This is a genomic window from Geobacter sp. FeAm09, assembly GCF_008330225.1.
In the GTDB taxonomy this organism is placed as follows: Bacteria; Desulfobacterota; Desulfuromonadia; order Geobacterales; family Pseudopelobacteraceae; genus Oryzomonas.
On record NZ_CP042466.1, the window covers coordinates 3,383,932 to 3,403,430 of the forward strand.

Below are 19,499 nucleotides of genomic sequence, written 5' to 3' on the forward strand. Positions count from 1 at the left end.
GAATAATCTGGGGTCATGCATGAAAAGCTTGTTCGTCACAATTGCCTTGTCGCTGCTGCCTGTCGTTGCTTTCGGTGCGGAACAATATTGGACCCAAATTGAGGCAGACCCGCCGTTGGAAAGCCCAAGCATGTATCTTGCCGACGTTATGAATGTTTCCAGCACCGTCAAAAGTGTGAAGCTCAAAGTCATCATAAAACCCGGCGATACCGTTACTCAGCTTCCCGCGCCTGTGCTCCTGCAGTACGTCCAGTTCGATTGTGCAAAAGAACAGGTCAGAATACTGGCGAGCAAAGAGTTTCAAGGTGAACCCATGTTGTACGGAGTAGTCTGCAGTCGGTATCTGGAGAGCCGGGCGGTTTATACTGAACCTTGGCGCCCTGTTGATCGCGAACTTTTCCGGCATTTTTTCCGTGCCGTGTGTCAATGATAAACAAGGATAAAGCCGACCGCCCACAGGGTCCACAGTCTCAGCCCGCCGCGAAAGCCCGGCTTTCGCTTACGGCGGACTGGCCTATGGACTTGTGGACGGATTGAGCAACTGAGAGAATGAAATGAACCCTGAACTTTTAAGTTTTATGGCACTGATTGTCGCTCTTACCTCTACGATCATCAATTACCTGATGCTGCACCATCAATATGACCCGGAGGTTATAGTTTACGCTTTACCTGATCAACGGCGCCCTACAATTATCAATATAATTATTGAAAATATCGGCAAAGGTAGGGCAACCCATATTAGGTTTGAGTCGGACCATCCGATCCCCAAGCGAGCATTCGGTTTTGACGATGCAGAAACACCAGATGTGATGGATGATGGCCCGTTTATTCATGGGATTTCGGCTCTTGCTCCAGGCGAAAAAAGGACAATTACATGGGGGCAGTACGGTGGATTGACGAAAGGTCTTAATAACAATATATTGGAAATTACAGCGATATACAAAAGTCATCCATCATTTCAGGTTACTCCTAAAAAGCACCTAACAACCTCAAATATTGACCTCAAATCGTTCGAAGGGACCGACGCTTCAGACAATAATTGGGACAAAAAGGCAGCAGAACAGCTTGAAGAAATTGCGAAGACATTGAAGAAACTTGCAGAACATCGATAAAGCTTTTCTTTTATTGCTCTGTCTTTCCTACTCCTGCTGATGTCCCGGCTTGTACCCCGGGTAGTTCGCCGCGACGATCTCCTCAGCGGTCATTGCTTGCGCCGGTGCTACGTTGACCGGAGTCGGGATCTCCTGCGCCGCCTCCGCTTGGGCTATCTCGGCGGGCCTGTGGGGCTGGTGCCCCTGCAATATCCCTCCGGTGTTCCGGTACTCACCGACCATCACCCCGCCGCTCCCGGCCGCCGCCCGTGCTGCATGGCGGGCCTTGACCCTTTCCAAAGCACCTGTCAGTCCGACGCCGCTTGTTTCTCCCCTGGCCGCAAGCTGGCTGACAGGGCCAGTGGGGAGGTGGAAGCCGTATCGTGGAAGTGCAATAGCGGCCGTGATTGCTATAGCTATGAGTATATTCGCCTTCATCATCTCCTCCTGATCTCTTTAGAAAAACAGCCGCCGTAAGAAGTCTACCAGCACGTCAATCATGCTCTTGGGGGCCATCGCCTCCAGCCGTCGCCGTTCCTCCCGGCTTGCCCGGCGCTCGTCGGCCTGGATGAGCTGGCGAAGAAATTCGTTGCTGACCATTCCGTCTTTCGTCGTGATTGCCGTCATTGTCGTGTCCTCCGGTGGTTTCGGTATGCTTCATGATTGTTTTTATTGCACTTGGTATGCCAAAATTGCTTAGCATTGCTGCCAAATAATGCAAAATAATGCAGGATGGTTTATTTATATGGATGGATTAATGTGATATACAGTGTTAGCGAAGCATGTGCGATGGGAGATGATTCGAGAGGACAGAGAACTGGTGGAGAGAATATGGAGGCTCCTGATATAAGGGATATCACAATTTATCTATGTCGAGTATAACCTCATATGTATAGGCAATAAATGACTCATATATGGAACTACTAATAATGATTTGGCATATGGAGAATCTATGAGTACATATGAAATAACAATGTCTGTATTAGGTGTTGGAGGATTTACAGGATTAAGTATGGCTTTTGTATTGAATACTCTTTTGAAAAATGGAATAAAAGAGTCTATTAGTAGTGTTTACAAAAAACAGCTTGAAGATCATAAATTTCTTTTGAAAAACTCTGAAAAAGTCTTTCAATACAAGCTTGATGCGTCAAAATATCTTTATAAAATACTACGAGATATTATTCCAAAGCGTTCCTATCCTGACATGGACTGGGATGAAGCCTGCGAAGCAATAGCATTAGGTTTTTCTGCTCACGAAAAGGCTCTTAATGACTTTCTTTGCGAATATCAATCAACATTGTCAGATGAAATTCTCAAACGAATCAGGAGTGCAATAAGTGCTTGTTCTGATGGTCAGTTCGAGTTTTATTGGGATTCTGAACAGCAAGAGCCAATCGCCAACAAAACAGCAAAAGAAAAAGCGACTGAGCTATATGATGCTCTCGATGGAGCCGTTGAGATGTTGAGGAAAGAAGTTCATGAAATGATTTCTATGCCGCGCACTTAACTAGCGATTCAACAAATGACACACGAAGGGCAAGGAGGAAATATGGCACCGAAAGAACTGTCGCAATCGGAGTTGCTGCAGATATTTGAGTTGGAACCAGAAGTCATTGATGTCGAGAAACAAGAAAACGGAAAGAGCTTACCTGTTGTGAGGGCATACGATGACGAGGAAGTTCACCTTCACTTCTGGTGCATCCATTGTAGGACTTGGCACGTCCATGGGCGAGGTGGGCGCGACTACCCATACCAAGAAGGTCGCGGAGGAATGGCTGGCCACCGAAGTGCGCATTGTACGGCTTCCAACTCTCCCTATAAAGCAAACGGGGTGGTTTTGCACGTCGTGGAGAGGTTCAGCGAAAGCATCAGAAAACGACACAAAAAAGGGACTGCCTTGTATTGCCCTGCCTGCCATAATAACTATTCGGCAGCTTTCAACGCATGTGGGTGCCTAAGTCGGTACGTTAACAAGAAGCGGAATCCTGAATATCCACAGCTTGCGGAAACTTATCAAAGACTGCTCCTTGAATAAGGTGTAGCAACACTAAAAAAAGAGTCAACCAGAGCCACGGCCGGCCCAAAAAGCCAGCCGGTCAAACTTAGAACGTTGAAATGAGGAGAATTAATGACAAGAAATCCGAATAAAGCAGCGAGAGAAACGAAACGCATCTACAAAGATGTTGATCTGAGAATGAAAAAGGTTCCAGCTGTTTGCTGTCAAGGCTGTTCTCACTGTTGTCATCAATTGATCAAGGTACACTGGGCTGAAGGAGTTCTGATAGAAAAGTACATTATTGAAACATTTTCTAAGGATCAAATTGAAACTTTCAGCGCTCGGCTTGAGCAATGGAAGAATTATTTGAAAGACTGCACACCAAACACAGATATTTTAGAAGCTTCTGATATTAATAAGTTTGCTGCAAAAGTGGCTGAAGATCATATCCCATGTTTCTTCCTCGACAATGACTCATGCGCTATTTATCCTGTCAGACCGCTTATTTGCCGTACCTTCGTAGTCACTGACGACGCTAAATTATGTGCTATTGATCCGATGAGGATAGGCGTTATGGAAGGATACTCCATTCAGGGTGATGCTATGCACGAAATTACTCGTGCTGCCGATTCCTTCCAACTGCGTCTGTTAAACTACGCAGTAGCAGAAACACTCGGAGTTAGAAACCTAAAGCCAATAGGTGATTTTGCAATTACAACACTGCAAAGAAATCATCAAACCTAATTTAAACCACTCTACCAGAGAATATACAATGAGCTTATATCACCAGCACTAAATAAAAAATAAGGGGCTGTCTTAAACAATTTCGGATGACTTGACAACGTCATAGTCGCGGCCCACCAGGCTTTTATACACCACCATCTTTGTTTCGTACTGAACCTGCTTGATTGCCTCGTATCGCACCCTGAGCGAATATTCTTTCGAATATCTGCGCATCGAGATGTTGGACACGTGATGACCGAGGATCTCCGAAATCAGACTTTCCCCCACGTCTGACTGCTTCAGTCGGTCCGCAAACACATGCCGCAGACTGTGGAACGTCTTGGTCTCGTCCTCGGTAATGTGCTCGCGGTTCCAGCGGCTGTACCACTTCTGCACGGCGTTGGAATAGCCCGTATCCGTCCTCTTCAAGTTAGGGAACAGGCGTTCTTGCTGGCGCTCCCGCGCCATCTGACAATACTCGTCAAAGCCGAGATAGGTCAACGCCGGGTGGAACGGGATAAGACGCTTGGAAGTCTTGTTTTTGAGCTTTTTGTCGCGGTCGTCGTTCACGTCGAAGTAAAGCAACATGTCCTTGTCCGGATCGTCACCGCAGCACGCAGCCTGCACATCGTCAGTGTACAACTGGCAAATTTCGTCCAGGCGCATGCCAGTAAAAGCGGAGATAATTGGCACCCAATAGCGCTCCGGCCGGGCGGTCGGACGCAGGTGCCACACGGCCCCTCCATCCAGATAACCAGGCGTGAAATCGGCGGCTTCGGCGGCAGTCAGGCCAGCCATGTTGAGGCGCTGATCGAAGAGGGTATCCAGGATCTGCTTCATCTCCGCATCGGTGTAAGGGCGTTTGATTTCGTTTTCCTTGCGCCGGTCGACGAGCAAGAGTCCTTCGGCGACGTTCAACGAGACGTACTGGCGTTTCACAGCCAGCTTCATCACACTGGACAGGATCGACATGGACTTGTTGACTGTCGACACACCCAATGTTTCGGCCAGTTCGTTGCGCCAGTTGGTGACTACGACGGCGGATAGCGCCGGGGCCGGCATCTTGCCGAACTTGTCCTTGATTTTAGAGAAAATGGTGCGGTATTCACTGGCGGATTTTGGGGACCACTTATTTTTGTTGGCCGCCTCGTATTCGTCAACGACCTGGGTGATGGTCTTGGGCTTCGGGCTGGTGGGGAGTGTTTCCAGGTCAACCGCCTGGGCCTGCGGCTTGAAAGGTTTGGCAAACAGGAGCTGCTCGATCGTCCCCCTGGCCGTGGCGGCATCGATGAACCGCAGGCGAAGGCCGGTGATGATCCGGTCTATCTCGGCATCGTAGTTGGTCTTAGCGGCGCGGGCTTCCTTCGCCGACGCGGTCTTCAGGGTCTTGGTGAATTCCGCAACCCCGAACAGTGGCTGCAAATCCTTGGGGACCCGACGCCGGTAATAGAAGATGTCGCCTTGCTTCCGCATGTGCCGTGCCTGAAAAAAAGTAGCCATATCAGCCTCAAAATGTGGACTAAAATATGGCTACCCATGATTATCGTCAAGAAAACTTAATTATTTCAAGACGTTATGTAAACTGGCGGAAGAGGTGAGATTCGAACTCACGGAGGCTTGCACCTCGGCGGTTTTCAAGACCGCTGCCTTAAACCACTCGGCCACCCTTCCGTATTTGTGAGCTGTATCCTATACCACACTCTCTCCCGAAATTCAAAGGGTATCAGGAGATTCGCTCCACCCCGCCCATGTAGGGACGGAGCGCCGTGGGAACGAGCACCGAGCCGTCCGCCTGCTGGTAGTTTTCCAGCACGGCCACCACGGTCCGCCCCACGGCCAGGCCCGAGCCGTTGAGGGTGTGGACGAACTCCGGCTTGGCCTTTTCGTCCTCGCGGAAACGGATGCCGGCACGCCGCGCCTGGAAATCGCCGAAGGTGCTGCACGAGGAGATTTCGCGGTAGCAGCTCTGCCCCGGCAGCCAGACCTCCAGGTCATAGGTCTTGGCGGCGGAGAAACCGATGTCGCCACTGCACAGGGCCATCACCCGGTAGGGGAGCCCCAGCAGTTGCAGGACCTTTTCCGCATTGGCCGTCAGCTTTTCCAGTTCGGCTGCCGACTCGGAGGGGTGGGCGAACTTGACCAGTTCCACCTTGTTGAACTGGTGCTGCCGGATCAGCCCCCGGGTGTCCTTGCCGTAGGAACCGGCCTCGCGCCGGAAGCAGGGGGTGTAGGCGGTGTAGCAGATCGGCAGGTCGGAACGCTTGAGGATCTCGCCGCGATGGATGTTGGTCACCGGCACCTCGGCCGTGGGGATGAGGAAGTATTCCGGGTCCGCCAGCCTGAACAGGTCTTCCTCGAATTTGGGAAGCTGGCCGGTGGCGGTCATGGAGTCGCGGTTGACCATGTAGGGGGGCAACACCTCCGTATAACCGTGCTGCTCCGTGTGCAGGTCGAGCATGAAGCTGGTCAGGGCGCGCTCCAGACGCGCGCCGGCGCCCCGGTAGAGGGTGAAGCGCGCGCCGGTGATCTTGGCGGCCCGCTCGAAATCCAGGATGCCCAGCCCCTCGCCGATCTCCCAGTGGGGTTTGGCCGGGAAAGCGAACGCCGGGGGCTCGCCCCACGTCCTGACCACCACGTTGTCGTTTTCCGATTTCCCCAGCGGCGTGGAGGGGTCGGGCAGGTTGGGCACGGTCATGAGCACGCCGCTCAGTTCCTCGTCCACCTGCTTGAGTTCCTCGTCCAGCGCCTTGATCCTGTTGGACACCTCGCGCATCTCCAGAATCTTGTCCTGGACCTGGCTCTTGTCCTTGACCTTGCCGATCTCCTCGGACACGCTGTTCTTGACGGCCTTGAGGGATTCGCCTTCCCGGAGCAACGCCCGGCGCCGGTCATCCAGGTCACGGAACCGCTCCAGGTAGGGGGCGCCCCCCGGGTGGCCAGGCGGCGTTCGGCCTCGTCCAGGTTTTCACGGATAAATTTCATGTCAAGCATCTGAAACACCTTTATTTTTAGGGATTAAAAGTGTATTTTTTAGCACCTGCATCACGCCACGTCAATTTAAAATAGTTTCCCATCTGGAAACTCGGGATGGGAAACTATTTGTTTTCAATTCGGAACCGAGCAATTTTTCGTCGTGGCCAGGAAATCGAAGGATTGCGCGGAAGCGTACCTGGGTACGCCGCACAAGCAAGCCTGAAGATTGACGCCGCCATGGCGGAAAAGGGCCGGTTCCGGATAAAAACAAAAGAGCTCCATGAAACGGATAGCATCCCTCGCCATAACAGTCGCCATCCTGCTCCTCGCCATGCCGCTGTGGGCCGATGGCGAAGAGATCGTCATCGGCGCCGTCGGCGACATCATGCTGGCCGGGAGGTGGACACCGCTGCTGAAGAGCAGGGGATACGACCACCCCTTCGGCGGGGTGGCGGCGACCCTGGCCGGCAGCGACATCAACCTGGGCAACCTGGAGTCCCCCATCGCAAGCAGCGGCAGGGAATACACCGCCAAGAAATTCCGCTTCCGGGCCGAACCGGGAGTGGCCGCGGCCGTGCGCAAGGCCGGCTTCAACCTGGTCACCCTGGCGAACAATCACAGCATGGACTTCGGCGCGGCGGCGCTGACCGAGACCATGGCCAACCTGGAGGCGGCGGGCATCGCCTGGATCGGTGCCGGCGAGAACCTGGCCGAGGCGCGCAGGGCGGCGATCTTTACCGTCAAGGGGAAGAAAATCGCCTTTCTGGGATATTCCCTGACCCAGCCGGTGGAGTTTTTTGCCGCCCGCCGGCACCCCGGGACCGCACCGGGCTATGAGGACATCTTTGTCCCGGATATAGCCCAGGCCCGCAAGGAGGCGGATTACGTGATCGTCTCCTTCCATTGGGGCCGGGAGGGGCAGGGTATGCCGATCCCTTTCCAGCGCAGCACCGCCCACAAGGCCATCGATGCCGGGGCGGACGTGATCATCGGCCACCATCCCCATGTGCTGCAGGGCATCGAGCGCTACGGCAAGGGCATCATCTTCTACAGCCTGGGCAACTTCACCTTTGCCAGCACGAGCACGACCGCCGACCGGAGCGTCATCATCCGCCTGCGGCTGGACGACACGCGGCGCGAGGCCGAGATACTGCCGCTGGACGTGCTCTACCGGCGGGTGGGGTTTCAGCCCCGGCTGTTGTCGGGGAAACCGGCCGCAAACGTTATAGAACGGTTGAACTCCCTGTCGAAAACGCTGGAAACAGAGATCAAATCCCACAACAATTCGTACTTTGTGAGCTTCTGACATGAAAATCCTCTTTACCACGCTCCACGCCAAATACTCCCACGCATCCCTGGCGCTCCCCTGCCTGGCGGCATACTGCCGCACCATTCCCGACGTAGCGGTCGTCATCCGGGAATGGACCACCAACGAGCCGCGCGAACAGCTCCTGCGCCACATCATGGCCGAGCAGGCGGACATGGTGGCCTTTTCCTGCTACATCTGGAACATCGAGAAGACGCTGCGCATCGCCTCCGACATCAAGAAGATCGCGCCGGACACCCGCATCGTCCTGGGCGGGCCCGAGGCCTCCTTCAACATCTTCGAGCTGATGCACGAGAACCCGGCCATCGATTTCGTGATCAAGGGCGAGGGGGAGCGGGTTTTCCACCGCTTGATCACAACCCTCGTCAAACATGGCGGCGGCAACCTGCTGGAACGCTCCCTGGGCGAGATCGACAACCTGTATTTCCGGGACGGCGACGACATAACCTCGGGCCCGCTCGGCAAACATTTCCTGGAGCTGGACACGGTCCCCTCCCCCTTCGAGGCGGGGCTGGTGGATCTGAAAAAACCGTTGATCTACTACGAGACCTCCCGCGGCTGCCCCTTCTCCTGCGCCTTCTGCCTCTCCGCCGCCGAGGGGCACGTCCGCTCCTTTGGCCCGGAGCGCATCACAAGCGACCTGACCCTCCTCATGGGGCACAAGGTGGGCACCATCAAGCTGGTGGACCGCACGTTCAACTTCGACGCCCAGAGGGCCAACCGGATCTGGGACTTCATTCTGGAGCACAACCGGGGCAGCCACTTCCATTTCGAGATCGCCGCCGACCTTCTGACCGAAGAGAACCTGACCCTGCTGAAACGCGTCCCGCCCAAAACGTTCCGCTTCGAGATCGGCGTCCAGTCGGCCTCGGAAACCACCCTGCTACGGGTCGGCCGCACGGCCAACCTGGGCCGCATCTTCGAGACCGTCCAGCGCCTGCGGGCCGAAACCGCCATAGAACTGCACCTGGATCTGATCGCCGGGCTGCCGGGTGAGGATTTCACCGGTTTTCTCGCCTCCCTGCGCGCCGTGGCCGACCTGAACCCGCACGTGATCCAGATCGAGCCGCTCAAGGTGCTCAAGGGCTCTGCCATGCGGGAGATCGCCAGCCGGGACGACTACCACTTTTCCGGGTTCCCCCCCTACACGATCCTGCGCAACCCGTGGCTCGCCTTTGCCGACATCAGCCGCATCGAAACCATCGGGCGCCTGCTGGACCTGTTTTACAACCATGACGGTTTTACCGCGACGCTGGCCCTGCTGCGGCGCAGCATCGACACCGCCTCCCTCTTCGACCGCATGGCGCGCCAGGCGGGCAACGACAACCTCTCCGGCCTTTCCACCCGGCGCGTGTACGAACTGTTCGCCCGCCTGGCGGGGCCGCTGGTGGACGACGCCACCCGGCGCCTGCTGCACGACGCGCTCTTCTTCGACTACTGCCGCCACGAGATGCCGCTCATGGGCAAGCTCCCCAGCTTTGCCGCCGAACGCCAAGCGGACTGTACCTGGCCGGCCCCGCGCGACCTGCCCAATCCCCCGGACCTGCCGGCGGACAGCCGGGTCAAGGCGTTCCGCTGCACCTTTTTTAGGGATTACCGTTGCGAGGAGTGGAAAAACGGCGCGGTGGGGATTACCTTCGTGTACGCCTCCGGGGCCGGGCGGGGATTGCAGGTGTTGGTGGTGTAGATCATTGAGCTATTTGGGGTTCGACTCTTTCGCAAAAGGGCATGGGTCAAAATAACACAAAGAGGGGCTTCCGGAGGTAATCCGGGAGCCCCTCTTTGTGTGATAACGGCGGGTTATGGGTATGGTCAAATTGTGGTAATTTTTATAACATTTTATAAAAAATGTTAATTATTTTAACATATTGATTTTACGATTGAAATTTGTGTTTGCGGAGAGTAAAAAGTGGAAAAGGGATTTGAAGGAGTAACAATGACGGTCTTCGAGAAGCTTGACGAGATTATGGCAAAGGTTGATTTGCATAAGATTGAACCACTGTTTTCCATTGAGGTATCGGCTTTGAATAGCCGATACGAAACAACTATCACAAGGGAAGGCAATAACCTTTTGCGGGTGATGGCAAAACTGATAGCGTATAGCAATAATGCTCCTTCCGACAAAATAACTCAGCTACTTGAGACGGACTATTTTGAACTGGCATTCCATAGATTTGACTTGGCAGCAGTAGCGAGCGACACCCCTGAAAGAATTGTTAAAAGTCATTGGCCAACCATCAAGGCAATTCGTTTTCAGAAAAAAGTTGGCTATATAGTGGAATGCGCAAGACTTCTTTTGGAGCATGGCAAAGATAAAGCAACCATCGAATCCCTTTATCAGCAATATAATATCCCGACAAAATTAGCCAATAGTGAAGACATAGACAGTTTCTGGCAAAAATTCGACACCTTACTTATCCGATACGAACGGGAGAGGATGCCGTATTTTAAAAACATGACGACGCTATTACATCTATTGCTTCACGTCGGCTTTCCGTGCGTAAAGCCAGACCTTGTAGTTATGAGAACCGCAGCACAGATAGGTTTAGTTCAAGGTCGAGATAACCACAACGCTTATCGTCCGGCAGAACGGAAATTAGTTGTGAAGACAATTCAGGAATATTGTCTATCACGCAGTGTTCATCCTGCAATCATCGACCTTTATCTTTTGGTCCATGGCAGGCAGCTCGACTCAATAAAGTATGTTAGCCAAGACTTTATTCCGGTAGCGGTTTAAGAGCAACAGAACATGCTTACCCCCCTCCCATAAATTCAGATGTCCTTCTCAAAGCTTTTCAAGATGTTGGCTTTGCCCTTTGGCAAATACAAGAACTTGAAAACACATTGTCCCATTACCTGGTCATAGTTCACAAAATTGAGCCAGGAGTTGCAAAGGACGTTGCCGAGGGCATTCTAGAAAAAACTCGAAAAAAGACGTTAGGACAGCTTGTAACTGATTTAAAAAGCAAGGAAAAGGTACCTGCGGAACTTCTGGAAAGACTCGAAAGATTTGTTGAACATCGGAACTGGCTCGCCCACCGTAGTCGAGGTGAAAGCAGGAAACATCTTTACCAAGAGAAATTACACCATGTTTTCTTCGAAAGGGTCGAATGGGTTGCAGACGAGGCACTATACCTCGGGAGAATATTTTGTGAAGAGATTAGAAGATATATGGAAAAACACGGCGTAAGCAAAGAATACATTGAGAAAACTGCTGCTGGCATTATGCGAGAGTGGTCTGAAGGTTAATACATCATTATACATAATTGACAGCCATCAGTTCTATATCGACGTAAATATGGCTAACCTGGTAATTGAAATTACCTAAAGTGGTGAAATGGAGCCGGTTTAAATAGGGATATCTCCATTTTAATCGGGACCGCTCTTTTTTATAAGTCTTTATCGACTGATCCAACTTAATACCAACATATCCACAAAGCTTATTGAAGCCCAGCCATTCTCCCCTCAATACAACAAATACCCGCTCCGCACCACCTTGAACCGCTCAAGTTCCCTATCCCACCGCCTAACCACATCACGGGGCGTAACCCCCTTCTGCCGCAGCAAAGGCCACGCCTCCCGATCCCCCACCTCGGTGCCGAACCCTTCATACACTTTGAATTTCCCGGGATACGTCTCGTAAAAGGCCTGGGCCAGGTGCAGGCCGGCCAGGGGCGGGTCGAGCCGGTCCCGGTCCAGGGCGGTAACGCAGACGCCGGAGCAGTGCTTGCCCCGGTAGGGGTGGCCGGCCGCGGTCGGCACAAAGCTGCACGGGGCAAAGCGGATGCCGGGGATGGTGCGCGCCGCCAGATTGCGCGCCACTGCCGCGCCGTCCACCCAGGGGGCGCCGTAGGCCAGAAAGGAGCGGTCCGTGCCGCGCCCCACCGAGAGGTCGGCCGTCTCCAGGGTGCCGGGGCCGGGGTAGAGGATGGCCGCCGTGAGGCTCTTCATGTTGGGCGAGGGGTTGACCCAGGGCAGGCCGGTGGCGTCGTAGTACATGGCGCGCCGCCACCCCTGCATGGGGACCACGGTCAGACGGCAGCCGATGCCGAACTCCGTGTTGAAGAGCCGCGCCAACTCGCCCATGGTCATGCCGTGGCGGGTGGGGATGGGGTGAATGCTGGTGAGGGCGCCGCAGCCGCTGGACCGCTCGGGCAGGGGCTGTGCCGGGACGGCGCCCTCCACCCGCTCGCCCCCCAGGGGATTGGGGCGGTCCAGGACCACGAAGGGGATGCCGGCGTCCCGGGCGGCGCGCATGGCGAGGGAGAGGGTGCCGATGTAGGTGTAGAAACGGGTGCCGATGCCCTGGATGTCGAAGACCAGAATATCCACCCCCCGCAGCATCTCCGGCGTGGGGCGGCAGGTGGCGCCGTAGAGGCTGTGCACCGGCAGGCCGGTGGCCCGGTCCGTGGCCGACGGCACCTTGTCGTCCGCCTCGCCCCGGATGCCGTGCTCGGGGCTGAACAGGGCCGTCAGGCGGCAGCCGGGGGCCCGGTTGATGATGTCGATGGTGCTGCGGCCGTCCCGGGAACGTCCGGTGTGGTTGGTGATCAGGCCGACCCGCTTCCCCTGGAGGAGGTCGAAACCACGTTGTTCCAGCACGTCGATGCCCGGGAGGACGACCGGCTCGCCGGCGGCACGCACCTGTGGGGGAAAAAAGAGGGCAACCGGGAGGCAGAGGATGGCGACCCGGCATCCGAAGTTCTGAAAAAAACGAGCAAAAATTTTGAGGTTCATCCTGTTTAGCCCTGTCAATTCCAAGTTGCAGCCTGTGCCTTCCTGACAGGTTGTTCAAAAATAGTCAGATCGTCGCACCCGCTCGACAAGCCCTGAGGAGGCCCTCACCCGGCCTTTGGCCACCCTCTCCCGGAGGGAGAGGGTAACGGTATCCCTTCTCCCTTTGGGAGAAGGAGAGGATGAGGGGCGCTACGCCGCACGAAAGGGCGTTCGAGGATGAGGGCCTGATGGCTGTTTTTCAACAACCTCATCGGATTTAAGCCTCTGCCGCCCGCTGGTCCCCGGCCACGGTACGGCCGGCCAAAAGCGCAAAGAGCGCCGCGACCAGGATGGCCGCCGGGGTGGTCAGGAGTGCGGCCGCCAGCCCCCACACATCGGAAAGGGCGCCGATGATGGCGGGGGAGACGGCGTCCCCCAGGGCATGGATGGTGAAGATCGTAATGGCGAACCCCGTGGCGCGCCGGTTGGGCGCCACGACGTTGACCAGCACGGTGTTGAGCGGGCCGGTGTTGAGAAACAGGAACAGTTCGGCGGCAAAGATGGCGGCCAGACAGAGCGGCAGGGAATGGGAGAGGATGGCCAGGGCGGCCAGGGGCGCGCCCAGGAGGAAGCCGGCGGCGGAGACGTGCAGGTAGCCGGCGGCGCTGCGGCGTTGCAGGCGGTCCCCCAGCCAGCCCCCCGCCAGGGTCCCGACGATGCCGGCCACCACGGTCAGCATGCCGAACAGGGTGTTGCCCCGGGCCACGTCCAGGCTGAAACTGCGGTGGAGGAACGAGGGGACCCACTGGGCCAGCCCCCCCAGGGCAAAGGTCATGGCCGCCATGGAGAGGGTGGCGTGCACGAAGGTGCGGTTGGCGGCGAAGCTGCGCAGCACGGCGGCCAGCCCCTCGCCCGCCGGAGATTCGTCCGGCGTCGCGCGCCCCCGGCGCGGCTCGGCCAGGAACCATAGCGGCGCGGCCAGGGCAAGTCCCGGCAGGCCGACCAGCATGAAAGCCCGGCGCCAGCCGAAGGCCTGCCCCAGGGACCCGCCCAGGATATAGCCCAGGGCGCTCCCCACCGGGATCGCCAGGAAAAAGAGCGACAGCATCCTCCCCCGGCGCTCCCGGGGGAAGAAATCGGCCACCAGCCCCGGCGAGACGGTGCCGAAGCTCGCCTCGCCCATGCCCACCAGCGAGCGGGCCGCCAGAAGCAGGCGATAGGAGGGGGCCCACCCCGAGAGCATGGTGGCCAGGCTCCAGGCGAAAAGGCCGCCGGCGGCCAGGCGGTTGCGGTTGCAGCGGTCCCCCAGCCGGCCGAAGAACGGCGCGGCCACCATGTAGCAGAGCATGAAGGCGCTGCCCAAGAGACCCAGGGCGGTGTCGGAGAGGCGCAGATCCGCCTTGATCAGGGAGAAAACGGCGTACAGGGCCTGGCGGTCCACGTAGTTCAGGAGGTTCACCGCCAAAAGCAGTGCCAGGGCATACCGGCCCCGGCGGCCGACGGCATCACTCACCCTCCTGCTCCCAGGAGACCGGCGTCATGGTCACCCTCCTCCCCAGTTCGGCCAGCAGGTCGTCCATCTCAGCCACGAAGCCGGGCATGACGGCAATGCGGATGATGCCGGCCACATTGTCCACCGTGCTCATGGTGTTCGTCCCCTCGTAGGCCTCCAGAATGAACTTGAGGTAGACCATGTCCCGGTGCTTCACCCGGAAATAACGGCAGACGGCGTCGGACAGGGGGACGGGGGGAGGGGCTTGGCACGCCATCACGGGACCTCTTCCCCCTGGATGGCCACCCGGCCCGCCCGGCCCGGAAGCTCGCCCATGAAGAGCCGGCATGCCGGCGCGCCGGAAACCCGGCCGGCGGCCTCCCCCAGGGTGACGCAGCGGATGCCCGCTGCCGCGAACCCCTCCAGCAGGCGGACAAAGGAGGCGCGGATGGCGCCCCCCTCCAGTTCGGCGTGGATGGTCAGCACGTTGAGCCCGTCCCGCAACTGCCCCAGGTAATAGTCGTGGATGTTGTCCGGGGTGATGCCGTGCTCCCCCAGGATCTCGTCGGCGGTCGGCAGGGTGGTGGGGATCTGGAGGGTGCGGAAACGGCGCCCTTCCATGACCGGGTAGAAGGGGCGGGTGCCCCGGCCGTCGCTGCAATAGCTCAGCCCCATGGCGTCCTGCACCTCCAGGGAATCGGGCGACACGGTCCAGCCGGGGGCCGCCGTGGTGGCGGCGCGATGCCCCAGGATCTCCTCGAACCGGGCGCCGGCCAGCCCCAGCTCCATGGCGGTGAGGTGCTTGGGGAACCAGGGGAGGTAGTCGTGCCATTTGACATGGTCCCAGCAGTGGATGCCCACCTCGTGGCCGCGCCGCTCCGTCTCGCGCAGCACGTCGGGAAAGGCCGCCCCGATCATGGGTGCCGGCAGGAGCGTGCCGTAGAGCATGGTCTTGATGCCGTAGGCCGCCGGCGCCTTGGTGCGCAGCATCTTCTTGAGGAACCCCTTGCGGGTGAAGATCCGCCGGATGGCCTTGCCCGAATTGTCCGGCCCCAGGGAGAAATAGAAGGTGGCCGCGACCCCGAAGCGGGCCATGTCCTCCAGCAGGGCCGGCACGCCGTCGCGCGTCCCGGCATAGGTATCCACATCCACCTTCAAAGCAACGATCTTGTCAGCCATGAAACGCCCATCCCCCGCTTGATTGCGATAGCGCTGGAGTTTATCAAGGTTTGGCCGCCGTGTACAACCCAAATATGGCTTTACCGCCGCCACCGGGCCGGGGGCGGGCATCTTGATGCCTCCTTGACGCGCCGCGCCCCCATTTTGACACCGGCCTTACGAGCCCCCTGCTATCCTGTAATCATGGAAAGAAGACGTACAGGAGGCTGGCCATGAAAGTCTACCAGTACAACCAGGAAACCGGCGTCTATGCCGGCGAGCTGTTCGAAGAGGACAAGATGCTGAAATACGTGGACGGGATCACCACCATCGCCCCACCCCCCTATGGGCCGGGGCAGGTTCCGGTCTTCGACCCGGCGCGGCGGGCCTGGGGCGTCATGCCCGCCGCGCCGCTCCGCCGTGATCCTGCCCCTGCCCTTGGGAAGCAAACGGTGGACACCAAGGGGCAATGGGCTATAATGAAACCATGCCATCCCCTGCAACGAGGCCTGCCCCATGTCCGCTAACGGCGACGACAACCGCCCCTCCCCCGAAACCCTCCTGAAGCTCGCCCAGGCCGAAGAGGCCGAGGCGGAGCAGGCCCGTCGGGGAAAACTGAAGATCTTTCTCGGCTATGCCGCCGGGGTGGGGAAGACCTACGCCATGCTGGAGGCCGCCCGGCAGCGCCGGGACGAAGGGCGCGACGTGGTGGCGGGGTATGTGGAGTCCCACGGCCGCTCCGAGACCGATGCCCTGCTGGCGGGCCTGGAACTCATCCCCCGGCGGGAGGTCGTCCACCAGGGGGTGCGGCTCCCCGAGATGGATCTGGACGGACTGCTGGCCCGCCGGCCCCAGGTCGCCCTGGTGGACGAACTGGCCCACAGCAACGCCCCGGGATCGCGCCACGACAAACGCTGGCAGGACGTGGAGGAACTCCTGGCCGCCGGCATCGATGTCTTCACCACGGTCAACATCCAGCACTTCGAAAGCCTGAACGACGTGGTGGCCCGGATCACCGGCGTGGTGGTGCGGGAGACCCTCCCCGACCACCTGCTGGACACCGCTTTCGAGATCAGACTGGTGGACATCCCCCCGAAGACCTGCTGCAACGCCTCCACGAGGGGAAGGTCTACATCGCCGACCAGGCGGCCAGGGCCATGGAGAAATTCTTCAGGCCGGGCAACCTGATGGCGTTGCGGGAGCTGTCCCTGCGCCGCACCGCTGCCCGCGTGGACGACCAGATGCGGGCTTATATGGAGACCCAGGCCATTGCCGGCCCCTGGGCTACCACGGAGCGGCTCCTGGTCTGCGTCAGCGGCAGCCCGTACAGCGAAAAGCTGATCCGCGCCACCTGCCGCCTGGCGGAAGAGCTGAAGGCCCAGTGGTACACCGTCCATATCGAAACCCCGGGCAGCGGCAGGCACGCCCGGGAGAACCGGGAGCACGTGTGGCGCCACCTGCGCCTGGCCGAGAGTCTGGGCTCCCAGGTCGCCTCCGTCACCGCCCCCTCGGTTACCGACGCGATCCTGGACTATGCCGCGCGGCACAACGTCACCAAGATCGTGATGGGCAAACCGACCAGGCCGCACTGGCGTGAGTTGGTCACCCCCCCGTGGTGGACCAGCTTATCCGCCGCAGCGGCGCCATCGACGTGGTGGTGGTCAGCTTCGAAGCGGGGGTGAAACCTGCCAGGCAAGGGAAACGCGCGGCACCGAGCCAGCTCGAACTCCGCGGCTATGCGGCGAGCCTCATGCTCGTCGCCGCGGTCTCAGGGGTGTGCGAGATTTTGCGGCCATTGCTGGACCCCACCAACATGGTCATGTTCTATTTGCTGGCGGTGGTGGTCGCGGCGGTGCGCCTCAGCAGGAAACAGGCCGTGGTCACCTCCTTTCTGGGGGTGCTGGCTTTCGACTTCTTTTTCGTCCCCCCCCGCCTCACCTTTGCCGTGGCCGACGCCCAGTACCTGATCACCTTCATCGCCCTGTTCACCGTCGGCGTGGTCATCAGCACATTGGTGGCCCGTTCGCGGGAGCGGGCCGAGGCGATGCGGACCCGCGAGGTGCAAACCGCGAGTCTCTACTACCTGAGCCGCGACCTTGCCGCAGCCGCCGACATCGGCGCGGTCATGAAGGCGCTGGTCAGGAACGTGGAAGAGGCCTTGAACGCGCATGTGGCCCTGTTTTTGCCCGAGGGGGAACGGCTGGACGTCATGGCAACGAGCGACGGCCTTACCATCGACGCCAAGGAGCAGGCCGTGGCCGACTGGGCTTTCCGCAACCGCCACCCGGCGGGGCGGGGCACCGACACCCTCGTCTCCGCCGACCTGCTCTACCTCCCCCTGCAGACCCCGGCCAGCGTCCTGGCCGTCATGGGGGTGCGCCTGGAGAACGACGTGGAGTACCGTTCCACCGAAAGCCGGAGATTGCTGGACGCCTTTGCCACCCAGGCGGCCATGGCCATGGAGCGGGTGCAGTTCTCGCGGCAGGCCGAGCAGGCCCAGATACTCCAGGCCCGGGAGAACCTGGAGCGCGCCCTGCTCAATTCCATCTCCCACGACCTGCGCACCCCCCTGTCATCGGTTACCGGCGTCCTCACCAGCCTCAGGGACGAGGGGGCCCATCTAAGCGACCCGGCGCGGCGCGAACTTCTGGATACGGCCTGCGGCGAGGCCGAGCGCCTGAACCGTTTTGTGGGCAACCTGCTGGACATGACCCGCATCGAAGCCGGCGCGGTCAGGCTCAACCTGGAGCCGTGCGACGTGCAGGACCTGGCGGGCTGCGCCCTGGCGGTGCTGGAACCGCGCATCGGGAGCCGGGAAATCTCATTCAGGACGCCCCCGGCCATGCCGCTGGTCCCCATGGACCTGGTTCTGATGACGCAGGTTCTGGTCAATCTCCTGGAAAACAGCCTGAAATACTCGCCTCCCACGGCGCCCATCGAGATTGCCGCCAAGACCTCCGCCTCGTGGCTTGTCATCGAGGTCGCCGACCATGGCCCCGGCGTTCCCGAAAAGGATCTCCAGCGCGTCTTCGACAAGTTCTACCGCATCCCGGTCCCCGAGGGCGCTGGGGGGACCGGCCTGGGACTCTCCATCTGCAAGGGGATCGTGGAGGCGCACGGCGGCAGCATCAGGGCGGAGAACCGGCCGGGGGGAGGGCTGGGGATCGTGCTGCGCCTCCCCCTCGGCGCACAAGGGGCGGAGGGATGATCGTTTCCGAGCATTGCCGGACAAGGAGCGTGACGTATGATGAAAGCGACCGCACGAGGCGGAAAGGGCACACCACATGGCCGATGACAAGGGCACCCTCCTGCCCCGCATCCTGGTGATCGACGACGAACTGGCGATACGCCGTTTTCTCCATACCATCCTGTCCAACGAGGAGTTTGCGCTCCACGAGGCGGAAGGGGGGCATAGCGGGCTGGCGGCGGCAGCCGCATTCCGCCCGGATGTGATCCTCCTGGACCTGGGACTGCCGGACCTGGACGGGATCGAGGTCATCCGGCGCATCCGCGAATGGTCCCAGGTTCCGATCATCGTGCTCTCGGTGCGGGAGCGGGAGGACGACAAGGTCGCCGCTCTGGATGCCGGCGCCGACGACTACCTCACCAAGCCCTTCGGCGTGGGAGAGTTGCTGGCCCGCATCCGGGCCGCCCTGCGCCGCACCCTCCAGCAGGCCGCAGAACCGGTCTTCACCAGCGGCGGCCTCACCCTCGACCTGAACCTCCGCCGGGTGACCGTCAACGGCGCCGAGGTCCCCTTGACCCCCACCGAGTACGACCTGCTCAGACTGCTGGTCAGCCACGCCGGCAAGGTGCTGACCCACAGCCAGATACTCAAGCAGATCTGGGGCATCGCCTACCAGGAACAGCCCCACGTGCTGCGGGTGAACATCAGCAACCTGCGCCGCAAGATCGAGGCGGACCCGGCACGCCCCCGCCACATCGTCACCGAGCCGGGCGTGGGCTACCGGCTCAAGGTCATGGAATAGGGGCAGGCTGGCGGAAAACGTCGCGGAGCAAGCC

At 58.9% G+C, this 19,499-nt stretch carries 17 protein-coding genes, 1 tRNA gene and 2 pseudogenes; 11 read left to right on the forward strand and 9 right to left on the reverse strand.

What is annotated here, in order from left to right:
* Positions 1-19: 19 nt before the first annotated feature.
* The gene (locus FO488_RS16015; protein ID WP_205743293.1) at positions 20-430 is read left to right on the forward strand and encodes a hypothetical protein; all 411 of its coding nucleotides are present in this window, start codon (positions 20-22) and stop codon (positions 428-430) included.
* 124 nt (positions 431-554) lie between these two features.
* Positions 555-1,112, forward strand: coding sequence for a hypothetical protein (locus tag FO488_RS16020; RefSeq protein ID WP_149211479.1), 558 nt, complete (start codon positions 555-557; stop codon positions 1,110-1,112).
* A 27-nt stretch (positions 1,113-1,139) separates the two neighbouring features.
* On the opposite strand, the gene FO488_RS16025 is transcribed toward FO488_RS16020, so the two are convergent.
* Positions 1,140-1,391, reverse strand: a complete 252-nt coding sequence (locus tag FO488_RS16025; protein ID WP_149211480.1) for a hypothetical protein — start codon at positions 1,389-1,391, stop codon at positions 1,140-1,142.
* Positions 1,392-1,547: 156 nt separating this feature from the next.
* Positions 1,548-1,718: a hypothetical protein gene (locus tag FO488_RS19510; RefSeq protein WP_168206069.1), complete on the reverse strand. Its 171-nt coding sequence runs from the start codon at positions 1,716-1,718 to the stop codon at positions 1,548-1,550.
* Between the two features lie 325 nt (positions 1,719-2,043).
* Between FO488_RS19510 and FO488_RS16030 the strand changes: the two genes are divergently transcribed.
* On the forward strand, positions 2,044-2,598 hold the full coding sequence (locus tag FO488_RS16030; protein WP_149211481.1) for a hypothetical protein: 555 nt from the start codon (positions 2,044-2,046) through the stop codon (positions 2,596-2,598).
* 621 nt (positions 2,599-3,219) lie between these two features.
* A complete protein-coding gene (locus tag FO488_RS16035; protein ID WP_149211482.1) occupies positions 3,220-3,831 on the forward strand; it encodes a YkgJ family cysteine cluster protein in 612 nt (203 codons plus the stop codon).
* Positions 3,832-3,903: 72 nt separating this feature from the next.
* Here the strand turns inward: FO488_RS16035 and FO488_RS16040 are convergent, their stop codons facing one another.
* The 3 genes and pseudogenes from FO488_RS16040 to serS all read right to left on the reverse strand — a co-directional run bounded on the left by FO488_RS16040 (position 3,904) and on the right by serS (position 6,801).
* The gene (locus tag FO488_RS16040; protein ID WP_168206070.1) at positions 3,904-5,283 is read right to left on the reverse strand and encodes a DUF6538 domain-containing protein; all 1,380 of its coding nucleotides are present in this window, start codon (positions 5,281-5,283) and stop codon (positions 3,904-3,906) included.
* A gap of 110 nt (positions 5,284-5,393) precedes the next feature.
* Positions 5,394-5,481 (reverse strand) — tRNA-Ser (locus tag FO488_RS16045).
* Between the two features lie 52 nt (positions 5,482-5,533).
* A pseudogene (serS, locus tag FO488_RS16050) lies at positions 5,534-6,801 on the reverse strand (serine--tRNA ligase).
* Between the two features lie 262 nt (positions 6,802-7,063).
* Between serS and FO488_RS16055 the strand changes: the two are divergent.
* The 4 genes from FO488_RS16055 to FO488_RS16070 all read left to right on the forward strand — a co-directional run bounded on the left by FO488_RS16055 (position 7,064) and on the right by FO488_RS16070 (position 11,359).
* On the forward strand, positions 7,064-8,089 hold the full coding sequence (locus FO488_RS16055) for a CapA family protein (RefSeq protein ID WP_149211484.1): 1,026 nt from the start codon (positions 7,064-7,066) through the stop codon (positions 8,087-8,089).
* A 1-nt stretch (position 8,090) separates the two neighbouring features.
* Positions 8,091-9,797 carry a B12-binding domain-containing radical SAM protein gene (locus FO488_RS16060; protein WP_149211485.1) on the forward strand — a complete coding sequence of 569 codons (1,707 nt, stop codon included), beginning with the start codon at positions 8,091-8,093 and terminating at the stop codon, positions 9,795-9,797.
* 249 nt (positions 9,798-10,046) lie between these two features.
* Positions 10,047-10,847 (forward strand): hypothetical protein, encoded by an 801-nt coding sequence (locus tag FO488_RS16065; protein ID WP_149211486.1) that lies wholly within the window; start codon positions 10,047-10,049, stop codon positions 10,845-10,847.
* Between the two features lie 107 nt (positions 10,848-10,954).
* Positions 10,955-11,359 carry a hypothetical protein gene (locus FO488_RS16070; RefSeq protein ID WP_149211487.1) on the forward strand — a complete coding sequence of 135 codons (405 nt, stop codon included), beginning with the start codon at positions 10,955-10,957 and terminating at the stop codon, positions 11,357-11,359.
* A 216-nt stretch (positions 11,360-11,575) separates the two neighbouring features.
* Here the strand turns inward: FO488_RS16070 and FO488_RS16075 are convergent, their stop codons facing one another.
* From FO488_RS16075 to FO488_RS16090, 4 genes are all read right to left on the reverse strand, one after another.
* Positions 11,576-12,847 (reverse strand): exo-beta-N-acetylmuramidase NamZ domain-containing protein, encoded by a 1,272-nt coding sequence (locus tag FO488_RS16075; RefSeq protein ID WP_149211488.1) that lies wholly within the window; start codon positions 12,845-12,847, stop codon positions 11,576-11,578.
* A 256-nt stretch (positions 12,848-13,103) separates the two neighbouring features.
* On the reverse strand, positions 13,104-14,339 hold the full coding sequence (locus FO488_RS16080) for an MFS transporter (protein ID WP_149211489.1): 1,236 nt from the start codon (positions 14,337-14,339) through the stop codon (positions 13,104-13,106).
* The gene (locus tag FO488_RS16085) at positions 14,332-14,595 is read right to left on the reverse strand and encodes a DUF4911 domain-containing protein (protein WP_168206071.1); all 264 of its coding nucleotides are present in this window, start codon (positions 14,593-14,595) and stop codon (positions 14,332-14,334) included. Before FO488_RS16085 ends, FO488_RS16080 begins: the two co-directional genes overlap by 8 nt.
* The gene (locus FO488_RS16090; protein WP_149211491.1) at positions 14,595-15,497 is read right to left on the reverse strand and encodes a polysaccharide deacetylase family protein; all 903 of its coding nucleotides are present in this window, start codon (positions 15,495-15,497) and stop codon (positions 14,595-14,597) included. Before FO488_RS16090 ends, FO488_RS16085 begins: the two co-directional genes overlap by 1 nt.
* 212 nt (positions 15,498-15,709) lie before the next feature.
* Between FO488_RS16090 and FO488_RS16095 the strand changes: the two genes are divergently transcribed.
* The 3 genes and pseudogenes from FO488_RS16095 to FO488_RS16105 all read left to right on the forward strand — a co-directional run bounded on the left by FO488_RS16095 (position 15,710) and on the right by FO488_RS16105 (position 19,465).
* Entirely contained in the window at positions 15,710-16,003 is a 294-nt protein-coding gene (locus FO488_RS16095) for a hypothetical protein (RefSeq protein ID WP_149211492.1), read from the forward strand.
* Positions 15,993-18,684 (forward strand): annotated as a pseudogene (locus FO488_RS20715) (DUF4118 domain-containing protein). Before FO488_RS16095 ends, FO488_RS20715 begins: the two are co-directional and overlap by 11 nt.
* Positions 18,685-18,760: 76 nt before the next feature.
* The gene (locus FO488_RS16105; RefSeq protein WP_149211493.1) at positions 18,761-19,465 is read left to right on the forward strand and encodes a response regulator; all 705 of its coding nucleotides are present in this window, start codon (positions 18,761-18,763) and stop codon (positions 19,463-19,465) included.
* Positions 19,466-19,499 lie beyond the last annotated feature (34 nt).